This window comes from Algibacter mikhailovii (assembly GCF_014651495.1).
Taxonomy (GTDB): domain Bacteria; phylum Bacteroidota; class Bacteroidia; order Flavobacteriales; family Flavobacteriaceae; genus Algibacter_E; species Algibacter_E mikhailovii.
The window spans coordinates 299997-321840 of the sequence record NZ_BMWZ01000001.1 but is presented as its reverse complement, the minus strand read 5'-3'; the positions used below and the strand labels follow the sequence as shown (position 1 = coordinate 321840).

General features: G+C 32.6%; 22 protein-coding genes. 13 read left to right on the top strand and 9 right to left on the bottom strand.

Annotated features, from left to right (window positions below):
• Positions 1 to 29: 29 nt before the first annotated feature.
• From porX to IE051_RS01405, 4 genes are all read left to right on the top strand, one after another.
• A complete protein-coding gene (gene porX, locus IE051_RS01420; RefSeq protein WP_189358747.1) occupies positions 30 to 1583 on the top strand; it encodes a T9SS response regulator signal transducer PorX in 1554 nt (517 codons plus the stop codon).
• Between the two features lie 93 nt (positions 1584 to 1676).
• Positions 1677 to 2084: a tRNA (adenosine(37)-N6)-threonylcarbamoyltransferase complex ATPase subunit type 1 TsaE gene (gene tsaE / locus IE051_RS01415; RefSeq protein WP_189358746.1), complete on the top strand. Its 408-nt coding sequence runs from the start codon at positions 1677 to 1679 to the stop codon at positions 2082 to 2084.
• Between the two features lie 183 nt (positions 2085 to 2267).
• Positions 2268 to 2408, top strand: coding sequence for a hypothetical protein (locus IE051_RS01410; protein ID WP_189358745.1), 141 nt, complete (start codon positions 2268 to 2270; stop codon positions 2406 to 2408).
• Entirely contained in the window at positions 2353 to 2892 is a 540-nt protein-coding gene (locus IE051_RS01405; protein WP_189358744.1) for a hypothetical protein, read from the top strand. Before IE051_RS01410 ends, IE051_RS01405 begins: the two co-directional genes overlap by 56 nt.
• A gap of 153 nt (positions 2893 to 3045) precedes the next feature.
• Here the strand turns inward: IE051_RS01405 and IE051_RS18550 are convergent, their stop codons facing one another.
• The 6 genes from IE051_RS18550 to IE051_RS01380 form a co-directional block, all read right to left on the bottom strand.
• The gene (locus IE051_RS18550) at positions 3046 to 3837 is read right to left on the bottom strand and encodes an MFS transporter (protein WP_229796713.1); all 792 of its coding nucleotides are present in this window, start codon (positions 3835 to 3837) and stop codon (positions 3046 to 3048) included.
• A gap of 34 nt (positions 3838 to 3871) precedes the next feature.
• Positions 3872 to 4348 carry an MFS transporter gene (locus IE051_RS18545; protein WP_229796693.1) on the bottom strand — a complete coding sequence of 159 codons (477 nt, stop codon included), beginning with the start codon at positions 4346 to 4348 and terminating at the stop codon, positions 3872 to 3874.
• A 9-nt stretch (positions 4349 to 4357) separates the two neighbouring features.
• Positions 4358 to 5197 (bottom strand): DMT family transporter, encoded by an 840-nt coding sequence (locus tag IE051_RS01395; RefSeq protein ID WP_189358742.1) that lies wholly within the window; start codon positions 5195 to 5197, stop codon positions 4358 to 4360.
• Positions 5187 to 6101 carry an EamA family transporter gene (locus tag IE051_RS01390; protein ID WP_189358740.1) on the bottom strand — a complete coding sequence of 305 codons (915 nt, stop codon included), beginning with the start codon at positions 6099 to 6101 and terminating at the stop codon, positions 5187 to 5189. The genes IE051_RS01395 and IE051_RS01390 overlap by 11 nt, the downstream gene beginning before the upstream one ends.
• Before the next feature lie 42 nt (positions 6102 to 6143).
• Positions 6144 to 6596, bottom strand: a complete 453-nt coding sequence (locus tag IE051_RS01385; RefSeq protein ID WP_189358738.1) for a cold-shock protein — start codon at positions 6594 to 6596, stop codon at positions 6144 to 6146.
• A gap of 313 nt (positions 6597 to 6909) precedes the next feature.
• Positions 6910 to 8466 carry a DEAD/DEAH box helicase gene (locus IE051_RS01380; protein WP_189358736.1) on the bottom strand — a complete coding sequence of 519 codons (1557 nt, stop codon included), beginning with the start codon at positions 8464 to 8466 and terminating at the stop codon, positions 6910 to 6912.
• A gap of 304 nt (positions 8467 to 8770) precedes the next feature.
• On the opposite strand from IE051_RS01380, the gene IE051_RS01375 reads away from it, so the two are divergent.
• Positions 8771 to 11077: a S9 family peptidase gene (locus IE051_RS01375; RefSeq protein ID WP_189358734.1), complete on the top strand. Its 2307-nt coding sequence runs from the start codon at positions 8771 to 8773 to the stop codon at positions 11075 to 11077.
• A gap of 90 nt (positions 11078 to 11167) precedes the next feature.
• Positions 11168 to 12181 (top strand): L-glyceraldehyde 3-phosphate reductase, encoded by a 1014-nt coding sequence (gene mgrA, locus IE051_RS01370; protein WP_189358732.1) that lies wholly within the window; start codon positions 11168 to 11170, stop codon positions 12179 to 12181.
• A gap of 61 nt (positions 12182 to 12242) precedes the next feature.
• On the opposite strand, the gene IE051_RS01365 is transcribed toward mgrA, so the two are convergent.
• The gene (locus tag IE051_RS01365) at positions 12243 to 12917 is read right to left on the bottom strand and encodes a hypothetical protein (protein WP_189358730.1); all 675 of its coding nucleotides are present in this window, start codon (positions 12915 to 12917) and stop codon (positions 12243 to 12245) included.
• Between the two features lie 568 nt (positions 12918 to 13485).
• Here IE051_RS01365 and IE051_RS18665 point away from each other — a divergent pair.
• Positions 13486 to 13620: a hypothetical protein gene (locus IE051_RS18665; protein WP_262891371.1), complete on the top strand. Its 135-nt coding sequence runs from the start codon at positions 13486 to 13488 to the stop codon at positions 13618 to 13620.
• 168 nt (positions 13621 to 13788) lie between these two features.
• Here the strand turns inward: IE051_RS18665 and IE051_RS01360 are convergent, their stop codons facing one another.
• Together IE051_RS01360 and IE051_RS01355 are read right to left on the bottom strand one after the other, a co-directional pair.
• On the bottom strand, positions 13789 to 14211 hold the full coding sequence (locus tag IE051_RS01360) for a 3D domain-containing protein (RefSeq protein ID WP_229796692.1): 423 nt from the start codon (positions 14209 to 14211) through the stop codon (positions 13789 to 13791).
• A 21-nt stretch (positions 14212 to 14232) separates the two neighbouring features.
• Positions 14233 to 16197, bottom strand: coding sequence for an alpha-ketoacid dehydrogenase subunit alpha/beta (locus tag IE051_RS01355; RefSeq protein ID WP_229796691.1), 1965 nt, complete (start codon positions 16195 to 16197; stop codon positions 14233 to 14235).
• A gap of 174 nt (positions 16198 to 16371) precedes the next feature.
• Between IE051_RS01355 and IE051_RS01350 the strand changes: the two genes are divergently transcribed.
• The 6 genes from IE051_RS01350 to IE051_RS01325 all read left to right on the top strand — a co-directional run bounded on the left by IE051_RS01350 (position 16372) and on the right by IE051_RS01325 (position 21808).
• On the top strand, positions 16372 to 17322 hold the full coding sequence (locus IE051_RS01350) for an isopenicillin N synthase family dioxygenase (protein WP_189358726.1): 951 nt from the start codon (positions 16372 to 16374) through the stop codon (positions 17320 to 17322).
• A gap of 4 nt (positions 17323 to 17326) precedes the next feature.
• Entirely contained in the window at positions 17327 to 17656 is a 330-nt protein-coding gene (locus tag IE051_RS01345; RefSeq protein WP_189358724.1) for a translation initiation factor, read from the top strand.
• Positions 17657 to 17664: 8 nt separating this feature from the next.
• Positions 17665 to 18606 carry a DUF1835 domain-containing protein gene (locus tag IE051_RS01340; protein WP_189358722.1) on the top strand — a complete coding sequence of 314 codons (942 nt, stop codon included), beginning with the start codon at positions 17665 to 17667 and terminating at the stop codon, positions 18604 to 18606.
• Positions 18596 to 19468: a nucleoside phosphorylase gene (locus IE051_RS01335; RefSeq protein ID WP_189358720.1), complete on the top strand. Its 873-nt coding sequence runs from the start codon at positions 18596 to 18598 to the stop codon at positions 19466 to 19468. Before IE051_RS01340 ends, IE051_RS01335 begins: the two co-directional genes overlap by 11 nt.
• Positions 19465 to 20319 carry a substrate-binding domain-containing protein gene (locus IE051_RS01330; RefSeq protein WP_189358718.1) on the top strand — a complete coding sequence of 285 codons (855 nt, stop codon included), beginning with the start codon at positions 19465 to 19467 and terminating at the stop codon, positions 20317 to 20319. Before IE051_RS01335 ends, IE051_RS01330 begins: the two co-directional genes overlap by 4 nt.
• A gap of 115 nt (positions 20320 to 20434) precedes the next feature.
• A complete protein-coding gene (locus IE051_RS01325) occupies positions 20435 to 21808 on the top strand; it encodes a TlpA family protein disulfide reductase (RefSeq protein ID WP_189358716.1) in 1374 nt (457 codons plus the stop codon).
• Positions 21809 to 21844 lie beyond the last annotated feature (36 nt).

Genomic DNA, 21844 nt, shown 5'->3' with positions numbered 1-21844 from the left:
TTTAGCATTTAATATTACAAATATAGCATATGAATACAATAAAAATACTTTGGGTTGATGATGAAATTGATTTACTAAAACCTCACATAATTTTTCTTAAAAAGAAAAACTATAACGTTTTTACCTGTAAAAGTGGTACTGAGGCTTTAGATATGTTGGATGAAGAAAACTTTGACATTGTATTTCTAGATGAAAACATGCCTGGACTAACTGGTTTAGAAACCTTGCATGAAATAAAAGAGAAAAAAGATAGCCTTCCTGTTGTTATGATTACTAAGAGTGAGGAAGAATATATTATGGAAGAAGCTATAGGTAATAAGATAGCTGATTATTTAATTAAACCCGTTAATCCCAATCAAATATTATTAAGTTTAAAAAAGAATCTAGATCATTCTAGGTTAGTTTCTGAAAAAACAACTTCAAATTATCAACAAGAGTTTAGAAAAATAGCCATGGATTTAGCCATGGTTAATAGTTATGAAGAGTGGATTGATTTATATCAAAAATTAATTTATTGGGAAATTCAACTTGAGGATATTGAGGACGCAGGTATGTTTGAAATACTAGAGTCTCAAAAAAATGAAGCGAATATTCAATTTGGTAAATTCATTGACAAAAACTACGCGAATTGGTTTAAGCCCAAGACAGAATCCCCAATCATGTCTCATACTTTATTCAGAGAAAAAATAGTACCAGAAATAAGTAAGGAGCAACCAACGCTTCTAGTGGTTGTAGACAACTTAAGATATGATCAATGGAAAGTTTTTGAACCTATTATAAATAATTTTTTTAAAAAAGATAAAGAAGAAGCGTTCTTTAGCATTCTACCAACGGCTACCCAATACGCTCGAAACGCCATTTTTTCAGGATTAATGCCTAGCGATATGGAAAAATTATTCCCGAATTACTGGAAAAATGACACGGATGAAGGCGGAAAAAATTTGCACGAAGAAGATTTTCTAAATAGTCAAATGAAACGACTAGGTTTAAACCATTTTAACTATGAGTATTATAAAATCACAAATTTAAAAAATGGTAAAAAATTAGCAGAAAATTTTAAGTCATTAAAAGATAATGACCTTTCTGTTGTGGTCTACAACTTTGTAGATATGCTGTCGCATTCAAAAACAGAAATGGAAGTTGTAAAAGAATTGGCATCAAATGATAAAGCATATCGATCATTAACATTAAGCTGGTTCAAAAACTCACCGCTTTTAGAAATGATTCAGCAGGCTCAACAGTTAGGGTTTAAACTCATATTAACAACAGATCATGGAACAATAAACGTGAAGAACCCCTCTAAAGTTGTAGGAGACAAAGACACGAGCCTAAACTTACGCTATAAAACGGGTAGAAGCTTAAGCTATGACGCAAAAGACGTCTTAGAAGCTAAAAACCCGCACGAACTGCATTTGCCGGCTATTAACATGAGTAGTTCTTTTATTTTTGCCAAGGGTGACTCATTTTTTGCATACCCTAATAATTATAATCATTATGTGAGTTATTTTAGAAACACTTATCAACATGGTGGTGTTTCTCTTGAGGAAATGATCATACCGTTCGTCGTATTTAATCCAAAATAATTCCGTTAAAAGCAAAAAAAACCGATGAAATACATATTTTTTTAGGTATTCTAAATTCTTATTCTTATAATTGTATCTAAATTTATTTAGCTGTTGGAAATCAGTTTTGAACTCAATGAAGTTGAGCAAATTGCTCAAGAAATCATTAAGAAGGTAAAAGGTAAAACCTTGCTTTTTTATGGTGAAATGGGTGTGGGAAAGACCACATTAATAAAATCTATAGTTAAGACCTTAGGTTGTGTGGATGAAGTAAATAGTCCTACCTTTTCCATAGTTAATGAATACAAAACGGAAAATGAAGGTGTTTTCCATTTTGATTTGTACAGGATTAAAAATATTGAAGAGGCTTATGATTTTGGAATTGAAGATTATTTGAATTCTAATAATTGGAAATTAATTGAATGGCCGGAAATAATTGAAGATCTATTAGTAGACGATTATGATAAGATAGTTTTAAAACTGGATGCTAAGAATAAAAGAATTTTAACAATAAATAACTAATAAACAAAAAAGACATACGCTTATAAATGCCACATTTGATCTCATTTTAGAAGTATTACGGGAAACCCTCAGTAGAAAAATTAAAATTATTTTGTTTTAACATAATTTTAACATTTGTGAGGTGAACACCAAATTACTCTAGTCTTATATTTGGATTATTAATTAATTTAATCCCTTATAAAAATGAGAACTAAAAAGTATGTAATTGCACTAGCAATTTTCGGAGGTATGTTATTTACAACGTATGCAGCAACATCAATCAGCCAAGATGCACAAGAAACTGCCATCAAAAAAGGACCATTTAGAATTCCGTCAGCTGGATAAGAAAGGCCTGGTCATAGGGACTATCATTGCTACTTTTTTGGCAACTACTCCCTATTTATTTACGTTATATGAAAGTGTTCCATCTACGAAAGTTTGGAACACTTTTTTATTTACGTATGATAGTAAAGTCTGGGAGGACGCTAATTTAGTTTTTTGGATTTTTAGTTCTAAAGCCATACCGCTGTTTCTTTTAATTATATGGTTTTTCACAAACAGACATTGGTGGTATCATGCCTTATTGGTACCTATAATAATGTATATCTACCAAATTTTTGTTTTATTTAGTGATGATCAAAATAATTTAGATGAATTTCAATTTATTTATATGCTTCCTTTAATGGCTATTGTTATTCCATCCATTTATTTGATTAGAGCACGTATTTTTAATAGAATTAATGAAGCCAATAAGTCCTTTGAAGAACTGGAAGAGGAATTGAAATTAACGCCTAAAAACTTTTGGAGCAAACTAAAAGATTATTTCTAAATAATCCGTGTGCTTCAATTTGACATCTTTATTTATTGAAAGCCCTGATTGCCCTTATTCTAACTTTTCAAATCTAAGCCATATTCTGAAAATTAGATGTGACTTGTTCTAATCTTAGTTTTTTTACTAAATTTTTAAATGCCATAAAACCACTCATTTTTGTGGATTTTTAACTTTTAAAGAAGCTATAGTCACAAACAAAAGTATTACAACTGTTATATAGCTCACATAGCTATAGGATTCGAATACAGTAAAACAGTAACTAAATAATGTAGGCGCTACCGCACTGGCTATTACTAGAACACTCATTACTTTTCCTGTTATTGCTCCTAAATATAACCTACCATAATAACGCGGCCAAGTAACAGCATTGACCACGGTAAATAAGCCGCCCAAAACCCCTAAACCAATAATTAACAGATATAAGCCCAATGATTCTTTCAGAAAGATTAAACCTAGAGAAGCCATAAAACCTGCAAGTATCATAATAAATATGTATATCTTATGCTTGATATTATCACTAAAAATATTGCCACAAGTAGATGTTGATATGGCAATAATTGATATAGGTAAAAATATTGAAATAGCCTGATTTTTTGAAAATCCAACACTTTCAAAAATGGACACGACATGAAACGTAAAACCTGTAAAAAAGAAACTATTAAATGCTAATATCAACGATATTATCCAAAACGCCCTTGTTTTTTTGGCTTCTATCAAGGTGAAAGCTCGGACATTCTTTCTTGCTTTTTGCTCTTTATGTATTACTACTCCATCAGGTTTCATTCCAAAATCTTCTGGTTTATTTCTGTAAAATTGGAGTATAAAAACGGAGAAAATAACTAGACAAATCGCAATAATTTGCCAACTCATTTGCCAGCCATAATCATCAATAAGCTTATTTATCAGGATTGGTGAAGCCGAAAATCCAAGAGAGACAGCTATACTACTTATTGAGTTTACTTTGCCTCGATTTTTATCAAACCAAACGCATAATCATATTTCTAGATGCCATGGTAAGAACGCCTTGACCGCAAAATCTGATAATAAAAAATAAAATGATAATTATGGTAAAGGGAATTATCCACGATTCCAGCTGCAAAAGTTCTGATATATTTCTACTTAGTGTTTGCGAAAACGAAAATAAAAATAAGCCAAAGGCTAGAAAAATTACAGCAAAAAAGGCGACATATCTAGCACCAAATCTATCAAACCATACGCCAGCTTTAGCTACTATCAAAGCACTTAAAAGCGTACCAATCATATATGCATTGCTAAAATTAGTTCTTGAAAGCCCTAAGGCTTCTTTTACAGGATCAGTAAATACAGATACGCCTACGGTCTGACCTGGTATACTTGCAAGAATACCGATACTACCAAATAAAAGGACAATATAGCCATAGAAGATTGGAGATTTCTCGGGTTTTATTATGGAATACTTATTTTTCTCATGCATGCACTCAAACTATTTACTTCCTTTAAATAACGCATTCAATATAAGCGCTGTAATAATGGTAGCAATGCCCAAAAGACTCCATACAGTGTAAATTTCAGCAAAAATAAACACGCCTAATAAAACTGTAAAAACAACCTCAAGGTACTTAAGTGGTGCAACTTGATTGGTTGAAGCTACCTGAAATGCCTTAGTCATAAATACTTGACCAAAATACCCAAAAACACCTAAGCCAAATAACATGAACCATTCTATTCCTTGTGGTGTTACCCAGTTATTTATAGACATTACACCACCAACTAGCACTGAAATGATCATAAAATAATTGACAATAACTACAGGATGATCTCCTTGACCAATCTTACTTATAACCACATAAACTAAGCCGCTAAAAATAGCTGACAGAAAAATAAGGACTAGCCCATAACCATTTAAGTCAGCGTCGAATCCCTTTAAGACAATTACCCCGGCAAATGCCATGGCAAAAAAAAGCCATTGAATCGGTTGAACATATTCTTTTAATAATAAAACAGCAAAAACTGCCGCAAATATAGGAGCCATATACCGCAGTGAAACAGCAGTACCTATGGGCAGGTACTTTGTGGCCATAAAGAAAAAGGACATTGAGGTTACCCCTACTAAACCTCTTATTACAAGAAGCTTTCTATTATTCCCTAAAAATGAAATCTTATTTTTCAGAAGAAAACCAAAGGTGAAAAACAAAGATCCTAAGGCTCTAAAAAACACAATTTGAAAAGCACCTATATGCGTCAAATATTTCACAATACCATTCATGCAAGCAAAGGCTAAAGTGCTAATTAACATGAATTTGATCGCACTTCTAACGTCCATAAAACCGTACTTTTAATTGTCTCCTAGTATTAATAAAATAAACTCCGGTCAATAAAATTACAGCTGCAATAATCGATTGTAAAGTAATGCGCTCATCTAAAATCCACCAGCCTAAAAGCAAGGCTATAATCGGATTTACGTAGGTAGAGGTTGCAACTTTTTCTGGTGAAACCATTTTTAAAAGGTAGTTAAACGCGGTAAAAGCTATTATACTTCCAAAAATAATTAAGGCTAACATGGACCATTGTACATCTTTTTCCCATGTCCCAGGTAATGACCACTCTTCTTTTAATAACAAACTAATTATGGCTAGCATAATACTCCCTGAAAACATTTGATAACCAGTATTAACGAAATGATTTTTAGGTAAATCTGCTTTCCCAACAAAAATACTAGCATAAGCCCAACTTATCATACAAGCAAAAATAGTAAGCATGCCAATGATCTGACCTTCTTGACTAATTATTTCCTTCTGACTTACCAAAAGAAAGATGCCAGTAAAACCTAGAATAACACCAATGTAGGACATGGGTGATATTTTCTTCCCTTGGATAATACGCATTAAAATAAGAACCACTAAAGGTTGAGCTGATATTTCAAGGGCTGTAAATCCACTATCCACAAATTTTAAAGCCCAAACGACAGCTCCATTCCCGAAAGTCAGAAACAAAAACCCAGCAATAATGGTGTTTTTAAACTGTTTTAAAGTAATCTTAAGGTTTATTTTAAGAGCAATTGCAAGAATAAAAATGAGAATGCTTGCAACAAAAAACCGGATTGATGCCAAAAAAAAAGGCGGTAAACTAGTTACCGCAATTTTGTTTAATAAATATGTTGAACCCCATATTACGTAAATAGCGAAAAAAGCTGAAACTATTAAAATCGTTTTTCGCGATATGCTCATTGCACAATTACGTTAAGCGGTGTAATCCGTATTTAAAAAGGTCTATATTTTTTTAACCCTAACAGCGTTCATGCCTTTTTGACCACGCTCTAACTCATAAGTTACCTTGTCATTTTCTTCTATAGGCTCTAAAGTACCACTAATGTGAACAAAATATTTTTCTTGATTTACGCTATCTATAATAAATCCGAAACCTTTTGAGTGATCAAAGAAAGAAACTTTCCCTTCTTTATCTACTGGCTCCTCCTCTATTCTATCTTCCTTTTTCGGGATTCCAAGTTCAATACTTTCAGCTTCAACCTTTTCACGCATTGCAGGATCTGGTGGTGTATCTGTTAAATTTCCGTTGAAATCTACATAAGCAAATTGAATACCCTGTGGGTTTTCTTTAGCTTCAGCCCTTCTAGCTTCTTTCTTTTTTTGCTTTTCTTCTCTTTTCTTTAAGCGTTTTTTTTCTTTTTCAATTTTGTTAAATGTTACTTGCGATTTTGCCATAGTTTAAATTATCGTGCAGATTTTATGTTAGTTAATATGTTTGTAAAGATACACCATATTTTTTCGATGTTATAATAATCACCGTATTTATAGTAGTTCTAATTAAAAGGAGCTTCTTAGCACAACTTTTTGGCATAAATAGATAAAGTGCAACCCAATACAAGCGCTTCTAGCAAAAATATATACATTAAAACAGATTGATTATTATAACATACAAAACGCACCTTATAAACTATTCTAAAGGCAAAATAACATGTATTTATTTCACATTTTTGAATTAATACATCTAAGAAAACACAAAAAAGGCAGATTATTAATCCTCAGGTGGGTAACCGTGGATTTGCTCAAAAACTTCATCAAAATTTGAACGTAAATAAGAATTTAATTTTTTCCTGTAGTCACCTTTTAGCCAATCTACAAAATTATAGGTACTCTTACTGATACATTTTGTATACCGTTGAATTCTAAAATCAACATCGTCTCCTAATTTTTTTGCTAATGCCAACGCATCATAAACGTCTTCACTATTTTCAATACAAATTTTACCATGTTGTTCAATAGAGCGTTCTAAAACGACTTTGGATGATTCTCCATTTCTAATAGAATCTACATAGGTTTTTTGAATATCAAAATGTACATCCTTAGATTTTCCAAATTCTGCACGTAATTCATCAGGCATTTCATATCTGAAATTACTTTCTAAATCTTCATCGCTTAGAATAGAATCAAGATAATAGGTAGGTGATTTAAAAATACGTTGCCAGTCTAAATCATCACCCCAAGGGCCAAATCTGTGGAAGTTATTCCCTAAATCTATTACCGAAAATGTGCTTTTATCTTTTAAAATACGAGAACCACGACCTATCATTTGATAGTACAAGGTTAATGACTTGGTTGCTCTATTAAGTATGATGCTTTCAACTGTGGGCTCATCAAAACCGGTAGTTAAAATACTTACAGAAGTTAAAATAGCCCCGGGTGTATTTTTAAACCATTTTAGAATAAGTGCACGTTCTTTTTTAGTATTCGTATTATCTAAATGAGCAATTTGATATCCTGCCCTTCTAAAAGTGTCATACACATGTAATGAGGTGGTAATACCATTATTAAAAATCAATGTCTTTTTACCTTTTGCACGTTCCTCATAAGCTTGTAATAACTTAGATAACATGTCATTATCTGTATACAAGTCTTCCGATGATTTTACCGTATAATCACCATTAGCTCCTACTACTAATGATGTTAAACCAACATTATACGTAAACATTTCTGCCCGTGCTAAAAAACCATTTTCAATAAGAGATTCTATACTTTCCCCAACAATAAGTTCGTCATAATTGTCAGTCATAGGCAATTCAATACTCGAACTTAATGGTGTAGCCGTTACGCCTAAAATAAAGGATTTACTAAAAAATTTAAAAAGTTTAGTAAATGAATTATAATGCGCCTCATCAATAATAACTAATCCAATATCAGAAATATCTAATTTATCATCTGTGAGTCGGTTATTAAGAGTTTCAACCATAGCCACAAAACAGCTATAATCTGCCTGATCACTTAAATCGGCCTTGCTATCAACCACTTTATTATGAACACCAAATTCTGTAAGCATATTTGATGTTTGCTTACACAACTCAATTCTATGCGTCATAACAAGTACCTTTTTCTTATGGTGCTTGAGATATTGCCTTACTATTTCAGAAAATATTACGGTTTTACCACCACCTGTAGGCAACTGATATAATAAATGATAATCTTCTGGAGATTCCTCAAAAGCAGTAAAAATTTTGTCAATAGCGCCTTTTTGATAACTATATAAGTTTTTACCTTCTTTTCTTTCTTCTAATTCTAACTCAGCTTTTGTAGACATAGCATAAATTTTGCAACGCGCAAAAATAACATCTTTAAGGCGTTTATCTTGCATGTTTGTTAAGAAAATTATTAAGGAATATTAACAGTGCTATCAGAATTTAAGTTTTTCAACGTATTCCCATTTTTCTATTTTTTGTCTAAACTATTGAAGAACAAACATTTTGAGTATTTTATTTCATTATTGCACAAATAAAGATTAAATTATAAAAATTTGACTGTTTTTTAATATGCTGTGTAACAAACATGAAGGTTTTAACTCTAATCAAATATTAGTTAAATAAATTTTAAATTCTATTATCAAAATGAAAACTACCATTTTAAAATTATGCTATGCAGTACTTCTTTTTTTAGGTGTTACTTTGCAAACAAATGCTCAAGATATCGTTGGTTCTTGGGAAGGGAAATTAACCGTACAAAATACCGAAATGCTCTTACGATTCAATGTAACAAGCGAATCTAATGGGTTTTTATCCACAATGGATAGCCCTTCACAAGGCGCTACTGATATTCCCATGGATGAAACAACTTTTATAGATAACACGCTTACTATTAAATTTAATCAAGCCAGTATTAAATATGTTGGCACATTATCCGAAAATAAACTTACGGGTACTTTTTATCAAGGTGGAACAGAATTTCCTTTATTATTAGTTAAAACAATAAAAACACTTCCAGGGAATACATCTTTACCCTCTTCTGATGAAGATTTGGAGAAATTAGCTAGTTGGAACCCTATAAATTATAAATATTCGGTAGAAGATTATTTTAAACGTCCTAAAGCAAGAACCTTTAGATTTTCACCTAATGGTACATACTTATCATATAGAGAAAAAGATGAAAATGCTAAAAACCATGTCTATGTAAAAAATACAGAAACTAATGAAATAAAAAGAGTTATTGAAGAGAAGGAAGAACTTATACGGGGTTACGGTTGGGCTAATGATAATAGGTTAGTATATGTAATGGATAAAGGGGGTAATGAAGATTATCATTTATTTGCCGTAGATATTGATGGTGAAAATCAAAAAGAACTCACTCCTTTTGAAGGGGTTAAGGTAAATATTTTGGAAGGGTTGAAAGAGGACAAAAATCATATGATAATTTCTATGAATAAAAATAACCCCCAAATTTTTGAGCCTTATAAAATCAATATTGTTACAGGTACTATTGTTCAGCTATACACAAATGAAGATGTAGCAAATCCAGTAAATGATTATGAGTTTGATAAAGATGGGAAACTTAGAGGGTTTTCTAAACTACGAAATGGCGTAAATGTAGATTTATATTACACACTGGATGGAGAGAATTATGAATTAAAAAAGGAATTAAGTTGGAAAGACAATTTCTCAATATCATCATTCAATTATGCTACTGAATACCCTCATGATGCCTATGTTATATCAAACTTAGAAAGTGATAAAGCTCAAATTTATTTATATGATCTTAAAGAGGATAAGGTTATTGAAAAGTTGTTTTCCAATGAAAACTATGACGCGTCAGGTTTATCATTGTCTAGAAAAAGAGGATATGAAATGGACTATTTTTCATACGAGGGCGAAAAAAGCAATATCATCCCAGTTAGTGATTATTACAAAAAATTACATAAGAAAATCAAGGGAAAATTCCCTAATTACAACTACTCTATAGCTGATGTAACTGATGATGAGAGTAAATATTTAATTTTTATTCAAAGTGATAAATTATATGGCACGTATTATGCTTATTATGCTCTTACTAATGAATTCAAGTTATTGTATAATTTAATGCCAGACCTTATTGAAAATGATATGGCTGAAATGCGCCCAATAACTTTTAAAAGTAGAGATGGTATTACTATTCACGGTTATATAACATTACCTAAAGAAGCGTTGAAAGGCAATAAAGTTCCCGTGATAGTTAACCCTCATGGAGGTCCTCAAGGTATCAGAGATTCATGGGGTTTTAATCCTGAAGCTCAACTTTTCGCCAGTCGAGGCTATGCCACACTTCAAGTAAACTTTAGAATTTCAGGAGGATATGGTAGACAGTTTTTAGAGTCTGGCTTTAAACAGATAGGCAGAAAAGCTATGGATGATGTTGAAGACGGCTTAAAGTATGTGGTTGATCAAGGCTGGGTTGATAAAGATAATGCAGCTATTTATGGTGCTAGCCATGGCGGCTATGCCGTTTTACGTGGATTAACAAAAACGCCAAATTTATATGCCTGTGGAGTAGATTATGTTGGGGTGTCAAATATTTTCACCTTTTTTGATTCCTTTCCTGAATATTGGAAGCCGTACACTGAAATTGTAAAAGAAATTTGGTATGATTCTGATATCCCTGAAGAAAAAGCCATTATGACTGAAGTTTCCCCAGTTTTTCATATCGATAAAATTAATAAACCTCTTTTTGTTGTTCAAGGTGCTAATGACCCAAGGGTAAATATTGATGAATCGGATCAAATTGTTGAAGGTTTAAGAGCTAAGGGTTTTGAGGTCCCTTATATGGTAAAATATGATGAAGGTCATGGTTTTGGTAAGGAAGAAAATAGAATAGCATTATATAAATCTATGATGGGTTTTTATGCTAAACATCTAAAACAAAATTTAAAATCCTCAATAAAAAACTAAACCATATTTTTTAAATTTTAAAAGCCTTTTCAGAATATTATGAAAAGGCTTTTTGGTTTTATTACATTTGCACTAATAAATTCTTTTAAAATGCAAATTAACGACAAATCCGGTACTAAAAACTATTTAGCGGCAGACAATAGATATGATGCCATGGTTTATAAGCGTTCAGGAAAGAGCGGGGTGCTTTTACCTGCCATATCCATTGGTTTATGGCATAATTTTGGATTTGTGGATCCTATACAAAACGGACGAGAGATTATAAGGACTGCTTTTGATTTAGGGATTACACACTTTGATTTAGCAAACAATTATGGCCCACCATATGGTTCTGCAGAAGAAAATTTTGGAACTATTTTTAAAAAGGATTTTCAAGGCTATAGAGATGAATTGTTTATTGCTACAAAGGCAGGTTTTGATATGTGGCCAGGTCCATATGGAAACTTGGGTTCAAGAAAGTATTTGATTAGTAGTTTAGATCAAAGCTTAAAACGATTAGGGCTTGATTATGTAGATGTATTTTATCATCATAGGCCAGACCCTGATACACCCTTGGAAGAGACTATGGGTGCTTTGGCAGATATTGTAAGACAAGGAAAGGCTTTGTATGTTGGGATATCCAATTATGGACCAAAGGAAACTCAAAAAGCAGCAGAACTGCTTAAAGCTTTAAAAGTTCCTTTTATACTGCATCAAGCAAGATACTCTATGTTTGACCGCTGGGTTGAAGACGGTTTGTTGGATACTTTAGAAGAAGTTGGCGTAGGATGTATAGCCTTTTCTCCATTAGCTCAAGGTATGCTCACCGACAAATATATTAACGGTATTCCAGAAGGTTCAAGAGCCTCAAAAAATATGACATACTTAAATTCCGATACAGTTTCTGATAATATTCATAAAATTCAAGAACTTAATACTATTGCACAAGAACGCGGACAAAAGTTGTCTCAGATGGCTATAGCTTGGATTTTAAGACAATCTCAAGTAGCTTCTGTTCTAGTTGGTGCAAGTTCAGCCAATCAACTTAAAGACAATGTTAAAGCTTTAGATAATCTAGAGTTTTCTATAGAGGAATTAAAATTGATTGAAGGAATTATTTCTTAATCAGATGTGTTTTAAGCTGATAAAGCTATTGAGCAGGAAATGTCTTTAAACAGTATCTAATTTACTCTTTAACAACAATAACAGTAGCTTTTACACCAGTTGCTAAATTCCACCTGTTATGTGTTACAACGACACCTTGATCATCAATAACTTTAAATTCAGCAGTATTAGGACCAGATTCTCCTTGATTCAACGCCAAAAAGTCGATTTTATTAAAACCTGGTTTTAATTCTAGTGTGAACCCTTTAAATCTTCCGGTGAGATAAACTCTAGGGTGAATAATATCATCATTAACTTTAACCTGTATTAAATCGCCGTCTGTATAGCCATGATCTCTATAAACAACATTAACCTTTTTAGATGAACTCTTAAAATCTCCAAAGTACTGATCGGTTGTACTCCCATTTCGTAGTTCTCGTTCTTCCTTTGTACCTCTTATATCATCAAGAGATTTATTTATTTTATCCATATAGAGTTCACCAGGGTTTCCAAATTCCTCTTCTGGAAACATAGAAATTTCCTTCTTATCAAACTCCATATCAATAAGGGGTTTAGGGATGTTAACACCTAGATTATTATTTGTCTTGGTATCTGGTTTTGGTAAAATAGGTTTTACGTCTGGTGTTTCCTCAGGAACTTCGGTTGCTGGAATGCTGAAAGACTTCGACTTGCTATCAATTTGAGAAGTAGCAAAAAATGGCAAGATCATTAATAAAATCGGTAATATAAGTCTCATGAATCGTATAAAGTATATTTGACTCTGCGCTAAATAGGATACAAAGATATTTCTTTCTTTGAATTAGACCACTTTAGCCCAAATATTTTAATATTGGTTTAACAATAACCGTTCCTTTTATCTTGATTAAAGAGCATTAGTTCTTTAATATACGTTGCTTTAAGGTATTAAATTATGTTAAAATTTGTTAAATCATTACTTTGTTATGCATAGTACTGTAACAAATTTATAATTGGCTCGTCTCTTTAATATAACAATCAAAAAAACAACAGTTACTATTAATCAATTAAACATTAAAACAATGAGAACTTTAAACAACAATCAATTAACCAACGCATTAGAAGGATCTAAAACGAGTCAATGGAATACTAAAAGACGTTTCAGATAAATCAAAAAATCACATTAAATCATCATCAATCAAAATTAATCATCATGAGAACTTTAAGCAATAATCAACTAACGAACACATTAGAAGGAACTAAAACCAGTCAATGGAACATGAAAAGGCGTTACAGATAGGTAACGTCTTTTCAACCTAACTTTTACGAAAACCACAAAATCAATCAAGATGAAAACACTTATTAAAATATCAAGACATTTAAACACGATTACTCAGGAAAATATATTTACACCAAAACGTATTCTAGATTTTCGCACATCAAACATAGGCATTTGGAAGGGTTCTAAGCGCTACGCGCATTAAAAGAATAAACACAATGGTTCAGAACTATAGTTAAGCCGACTTTAATATTCTAACAAATTATAATAACACTTCCTTAAGCCCCAGCTCTTTCATAGTACCTGCAGTTGAAACAAAGTATAAAATCACTTTTGTTTGAGTATATATATGAGCAGTTTAAGGCGCTCAATTTCAATTTGTTTTCGGGCGACCATACTTAATCTTAACATGTTTTCTTCCCCAATTAATGGCTGCATCTACATCAACACCCATATAAATATCAATGTGTTTAGTCCATTTCGAATGCATTTTATCTTTAACTAAATAGATGCCTTCAAGACCTTCTATTTTTACCGGTGTATTATGTTTTAAGCCTAGATTTAACAAATCTCTAGAAACTGCTATACACTTTAAACCGGGGGTTAAACTATCTAAAAAGGCAGTAATATTTGGGTTTGAATTGGTTTGACTAGCCAATGAATTATATGCTGAAGCCGTAACATGCATAGATTTCCATATAAATTGGTTTTCATAGTCTTGTGCTACAATTTTACAGCTAAAAGTGAGGAGTACAACCAATATCATGTGACGTTTCGAAAGTATTGTTTTTTTCATAACTAACATAAATCATAGCCACTAATAAGCCAGTAATTCTTTTAAAGATAATAAAAACCTCTCTACAGGCAGGTATTGGTCTTCAAGTTGTTTAGAAAATGGTATTGGCGTTTCTAAACTTGCTACCCTTTTAATGGGCGCATCTAAAAACTCAAAACAATGCTCTGCAACTAAAGCTGAAATATCACTAGCTATGCCTCCAAACATAGAATCTTCTTGTAAAATAATAAGCTTACCTGTTTTCTTAACAGAATTATAAATAGTCTGAATATCTAAAGGTTGAAGTGTTCTTAAATCGATAAGATCTGCTGAAATTTCAGAATGTTCATTCAAAGTATCCATCGCCCAATGTACCCCTGCTCCATAACTCACAATGGTCACAGCCTCACCGCTCCTTATAATAGAAGCTTTTCCAAGTGGTAATGTGTAATAGCTTGTTGGTACATCTTGACGTATACGTCTATAAAGTCCCTTGTGCTCAAAAAACAAAACCGGGTTAGGATCATTTATTGAAGTTATCAATAGGCCTTTGGCATCATAGGGAAACGCCGGATAAACGACTTTAAGTCCGGGGGTTTTGGTAAACCAAGCTTCATTAGTTTGAGAATGAAATGGACCAGCACCTATCCCCCCACCACAAGGCATTCTAACGACCACATCAGCATTTTGTCCCCATCTATAATGAGTCTTGGCTAAATAATTCACAACAGGGTTAAATCCAGAGGAGACAAAATCAGCAAACTGCATTTCAACAACACTTTTAATGCCAGCTATTGATAAGCCCATTGCAGTTTCTACAATGGCCGATTCGCAAATGGGCGTATTTCGTACCCGTTCCTTTCCAAACTTTTCTATAAATCCTTCAGTTATTTTAAAAACACCTCCATATTCTGCCACATCCTGACCCATGATTACAAGATCTTCATGCTTTTCCATACTTTCCTTCAAACCATCGGAAATGGCATCTACCAGGCGTATTTCTTTTAGATTATTACCGGATATAATTTCTTGATATTTGTAGTTTTTGAATACATCCTGTAATTCTTTAGTTTTATTAGGAACCACATATTCTTCCTTATTAATTATTTCAATATGTTGATTAATTTCTTCCGCAATACGCTCCTTCATTGAAGCCATAATACTTTCGCTTAAAACCTGTTCTTTTAGTAAAAAGTTTTCGAAGTTAGTTAGAGGATCTTTCTTAATCCATGCATTTATGAGTTCTTGAGGGACATATTTTGTACCACTAGCTTCTTCATGTCCGCGTACTCTAAACGTTTTAAACTCTATTAAAACTGGTCGCGGATTAACGCGTATGTCTTTTATTAATGCACTTATCCTGGTATATACATCAAGAATGTTATTCCCGTCAATGATATGAGATTCCATACCATACCCCAATCCCTTATCAGCAATGTTTTTGCAGTTATATTGTTCACTTGTTGGCGTAGACAACCCATAACCGTTATTTTCCACACAAAACAACACAGGCAATTGCCAAACTGAGGCAACATTCAAGGCTTCATGGAAATCACCTTCACTTGTTCCTCCATCACCTGTAAAGACTGCAGTAACTTGATTCTTGTTCTTTAATTTGGCAGCAAGAGCAATACCATCTGCCACACCTAATTGCGGACCCAGATGGGAAATCATACCGACAATTTTATAATCTTGGGTTCCAAAATGAAAGGAACGATCACGTCCCTTAGTAAAACCTGAAGCTTTTCCTTGCCATTGCGCAAATAATCTTTTAATAGGTATTCCTCGCGTAGTAAAAACGCCCAAATTTCGGTGCATGGGTAATATATATTCGTCATCATTTAATGCCATTGTTACTCCTACACTAATAGCTTCTTGCCCAATACCAGAGAACCATTTGCTTATTTTTCCCTGCCTTAATAATAGAAGCATCTTCTCTTCTATCATTCTTGGTTTAAGCATGTTCTCATAGAGGTTGCAAAGCATGCCGTGGTTTAGATGTTTCATGAAGTAATCCATAACAATTTTAATGGCAATTAAATTTAATTAGAACAGGAATGTTAACTAATCAAATATACTATTAAAACGCTATATGTTCGTTAAACTTAAGTGCACATAAACCTCATTAGAATTGCAATGTTTTTGTACATTTGTTTCGTTCACCTTACAAAACTAAACTTCATGAATCGCATCCCTAGTGTTAATTTAAGTGACTTTATCTCTGGCGACCCCAGTAGAAAACAAGATTTTGTTAATGCTATTGGTAGCGCCTATGAGGAAATTGGTTTTGTGTCTCTTAAAAATCATTTTTTGGATGACAATTTGGTAGAAGCGCTTTATAAGGAGGTTAAAAACTTTTTTGAATTGCCATTAAGCGTAAAAGAGAAATATGAGATTCCGGGAATTGGTGGTCAGCGAGGTTATGTTTCCTTTGGAAAAGAAAGTGCTAAAGGTAAAAAAGAAGGTGATTTAAAGGAGTTTTGGCATTTTGGGCAATATGTTGAAAACGATGATAAACTTAAATTAGAATATCATGACAATATCATTGTAGACGAGCTTCCTGAATTTAATACAACCGGAAAGCAAGCCTATAAAATGCTGGAAAAAACAGCAAAATATGTATTAAGAGCTCTTGCTCTACACCTAGAACTTGAGGAATTTTATTTTGATGAATTCATATTTAATGGTAATTCTATTTTAAGGCCCATTCATTACCCGCCAATTAAAGAAGAACCAAAGGAGGCTGTGCGCGCGGCTGCACATGGCGATATCAATTTAATTACTTTATTAATGGGCGCTCAGGGTAAAGGCTTGCAAGTTCAAAATCATAATGGGGACTGGATTGATGCTATTGCCGATCCAGATGAGTTGATGATTAACGTTGGAGATATGTTATCTCGGCACACGAATAACAGGTTAAAATCTACTGTACATCGCGTGGTGAATCCGCCAAAAGAACTTTGGGGTAAATCGCGTTATTCTATACCTTTTTTTATGCATCCCATCAGTACCATGAAATTAGATGTACTACCAAATTGTATCGATGCAAAAAATCCTAAGCAGTTTGAAGATATTACGGCGGGCGAATTTTTGAAAGAAAGACTTATTGAGCTCGGCCTTATTAAAAAATAATTTTATGGATTTACAAGACCAACTTAAAAATTTGTTTCCTGATCACAGGATAGAAGAAAGCAAGTCTGAATCAATTACAGAAAAAGGTATATGGATGCAAGATGACCCTATTATTTGCAAATATGAAAAACGAAAGGGCAAACCCATAACGATTCTAGAAGGCTATACTGGGGCTACTGATGACTTTAAAAAATTAGCCAAAGAAATTAAAACACAGTTAAGTGTTGGAGGAAGTTTTAAAGATGATAAAATAATTATACAAGGGGAATATAGAGATAAAATTATGCAGATATTGAAAAGTAAAGGGTTTAATGTAAAGCGTGTTGGAGGATAAAAACAGATATGAACAAAGAACCTTTACACATTACTAATGGTGGTACACTTACTTCTTATTTAAATGAATTAGAAGTGGTAGGTGAAAAATTAACTTGGCAAGAAATATTTTGCGAAGGACCTACACAGGAAATTATTCATAGCAATCATTTTATAAAACTTAGGAGTGATTTTTTAAGTACATTTTATAACGTTGAATTAGATTTAAATAAAGTAGAATTTGCCATTGGTCAGCTTAATAATTTTAATAACTATTCTGAAATCATACTGTGGTTTGAATATGATTTATTTTGTCATATTAATCTACTGGCCGTAATAAACTTATTAAAACAAAAGAAAATAGACCTACCACTCTATTTGGTATGTAGCGGAAGAATTCCCAAAGTAAAAACATTAAAAGGACTGGCAGAACTTAGTCCAGCGCAACTTTTTGCACATTATAAAGATAAAGTAAAACTAAACAAAGACGATATTGAATTAGCAACCACATTGTGGGGTATTTATTGTGGCAAGGATCATAATCTTTTTAAACCCTATATTGTGAAGAGTTCTTCTTTTAAATATTTAAGCAATTGTCTTAAAGCGCATTTAGAGCGTTTTCCAGACTCAAAAAGTGGACTTAATGTTTTAGAGGTTAATATTTTATCCCTTATTAAAAAGAACACTATAAAATCAAGGAATCATTTATTAGGATATGCTCTGAACTATCAAGGTTATTATGGTTTTGGGGATATGCAAATAAATAGAATTATACAAAAATTGAGTTTGTTTTATACAGAAGATGAGCAAGAAATTGCTTTGAATCAAAAAGGGTATGATGCTTTATCAAGACAATATAATTTCTCAAAAGAAATAAATGACAGCATGCAATATGGGGGTGTAAATGTTGAACACTATAATTTTGATAAAGAAAAAAATAAACTTGTCAAAGTAATTTCTAATGGCAATTAAAGAATCCGAATTGATTTTAAATCCAGATGGAAGCATCTATCATTTAAATCTAAAGCCAGAAAATATTTCAGATACTATTATCTTAGTTGGTGATCAGGATCGGGTGAGCAAAGTCACGAAGTACTTTGATAGTATTGAATTCGAAACGCAAAAACGAGAGTTTAAAACTCAAACCGGCCTGTATAAAGGAAAAAGACTATCAGTCATCTCAACCGGAATTGGCCCAGATAATATTGATATCGTATTAAATGAGCTAGATGCCCTTGTTAATATTGATTTTAAAACCCGACAAACCAAGACCAAATTAACAATTCTAAATTTTGTTAGAATTGGGACTTCAGGTGCCTTACAAGTGGAAATTCCAGTAGACACTTTTGTTTTGAGTACACATGGGCTTGATTTAAATGGCATGCTACATGCTTACAATATTAATAGTATCAAAAGTCAAGAAATTGAAGATGCTTTTATCAAACAAACCAACTGGAGTCCAAGCAAAGGGCGTCCTATAATTATTCGCGGCAGTCAGGTTTTAGAAAAACGTTTGGAGAGTGAATGTACGTATAAAGGATTAACAGCAACTGCAAGTGGATTTTATGGTCCCCAAGGGCGTGTTTTAAGACTTCCATTACAAGATGAGTTTCTTAATTCCAAAATGGATGCATTCAGTTATAAGGGGATGACCATTTCTAATTTTGAAATGGAGACCTCTGCCATTTATGGATTGGCGAAATTATTAAACCATGAAGCATTATCTTTAAATGCTATTATTGCAAATAGAGCTAGTGGAACTTTTAGTAAAAGACCATCAGAAGTTATTGATGACTTGATTAAATATGTGCTAAAAAAGCTTACAGAACAATGAAAACAGTGAATGTTGGTGGTGTGCCTGAGCATTTTAATTTACCTTGGCATATTACACTTAATAAGGAGGAATACAAAAAACAAAATATTAATTTAAGGTGGCATGATTATGCAGATGGCACTGGAGCCATGTGTCAAGCACTGAGATCTGGAGATATAGATATTGCTATTATTTTAACTGAGGGTATAATAAAAGACATTATTGCTGGAAATCCAAGTGCGATTATTCAAACTTACGTGAAAACGCCATTGGTATGGGGTGTGCATGTCGCTGAAAAATCTAAATATAAGAATATTGAAGATATTAGAGGTGCAAAAGCAGCCATTAGTAGATATGGTTCAGGTTCCCATTTAATGGCCTATATAAATGCAGAAAGGCATAAATGGAATCTTAATAAAGATTTAGATTTTGAGGTTATAAAAGATTTGAATGGTGCAATTAAAGGCTTAACTGAAGGGGAGGCAGATTATTTTCTTTGGGAAAAATTTACAACAAAACCATTAGTTGATGATGGTGTTTTTAGAAGAATTGCCGATTGCCCTACCCCATGGCCTTGTTTCGTTATTGCCGCGCGTAAAGATTTTTTAATATCTAGTAAAAAGGAGTTACAAGCTATCTTAAGCATAATAAATAAGACTACTGCTCAATTTAAAAATACACCAGATATTGATCAAGTCATTTCTGCTAAATACGGTCAGCAATTAAGTGATGTTCAGGATTGGTTAACTATAACAGAATGGTCTCAGAAGCTCATTAAGGAAGATGTTGTCATGCATATTCAAAAAGAATTGTTTGCACTTAAAATTATTCCCGAAATTGTTTCGTATGAAAGCCTGATATACAAACTTTAAAATAATACCCTAACATACCTACTTAGACTATTAAAAACGTATAAGTTAATAATTTCTAAAAAAAACTCAAGGGCTAGGCCAATTCCTTATTTTTGAAAAATCATAAACTTTAACAATGAAAAAGGTAGTATTAATTTTAATGGCTATGGTATTTATAGCCTGTAAAAAAGAAGCCTCAGTAGATTACGCCATTATCGCAGGAAAAATAACAAACAAACCTATTGGAGAGGTGACAATAAATAGCTTGGATAGATCTTTTACTAAACCCTTGCTCTTTTCAAAAGATGGCACTTTTAAGGATACCTTAAATATAGATACTAATACTTATGTTTTATATGATGGTACAAATCCTGTTTTTATTCATTTAGAACCAGGCAACCAATTGGATATTACTTATGATGCACAGGACTTTAGTAATTCCCTAGTCATATCAGGAAAAGGTTCTGAAGTCAGTAATTATTTAATATTAAAACGAAAAAATGAACAGGATGCATTCGGGAATAGCGCTGATATCTATACTCTAAATGAGGGTGATTTCAAGGCAAAAATCAATGACTTAAAAAAAACGAATATAGATTTATTAGAAAACACAAAAGGGCTTTCAGATGACTATATTGTAAAGGAAAAGAGAGACCTCCACTATTTTTATCTAACCCGATTGATTGACTACGAAGAAGCTCATAAATATTTTACTCGTAATGAAGCATTTTCGGTTTCTGATGACTTTTTAAATGAAATAAACGATTTTGATTATTCAAATGAAGAAGATTACAAATTTTCAAGTAACTACAAGCGTATTGTTTCAGATTATTTCACAAAGCAATCTATTGAATTAACTAAAAATGAAGCTATAGAGAAAGACTTGGCCTTTGTTAAATCAGTAAGCACGCTGGATAATGAAGTTATAAAAAACGGTTTATTATTTAATTTCGCGAATTTTAATATGAGCTATTCTAAGGACATCGACGCCTTTTATAATGCTTTCTTGGCTAGTTCTACTGATGAAGCTAACAATGAAATTGTTACAGAAAAATACACGAAACTAACGGCCGTAGCTAAAGGAAGGCCTTCTCCTAAATTCGTAGATTATGAAAACATTAAAGGCGGAACAACATCTCTTGATGATCTAAAAGGAAAATACGTATATATTGATGTTTGGGCTACTTGGTGCGGACCTTGTAGAGCAGAAATACCTTCTCTAAAAGCCATTGAAGAACAATATCATGGCAAAAATATTGAATTTGTAAGTATCTCTATAGATAAAGCCGCTGATCATGACAAATGGGAATCTATGGTTGTTAATGAAGTTCTTGGTGGTGTACAATTATTTGCAGATAATGATTGGAACTCTTCGTTTGTAAAAGATTATCAAATAAATGGTATACCTCGATTCATTTTAATTGATTCTGATGGCAATATTATGGATTCAAATGCACCGAGACCCTCAAGTCCAGAGTTGGTGCATTTATTTAATGAATTAAGTATCTAGAATACTTAGGATATAAAAATAAAAAAGTCCCTAAAT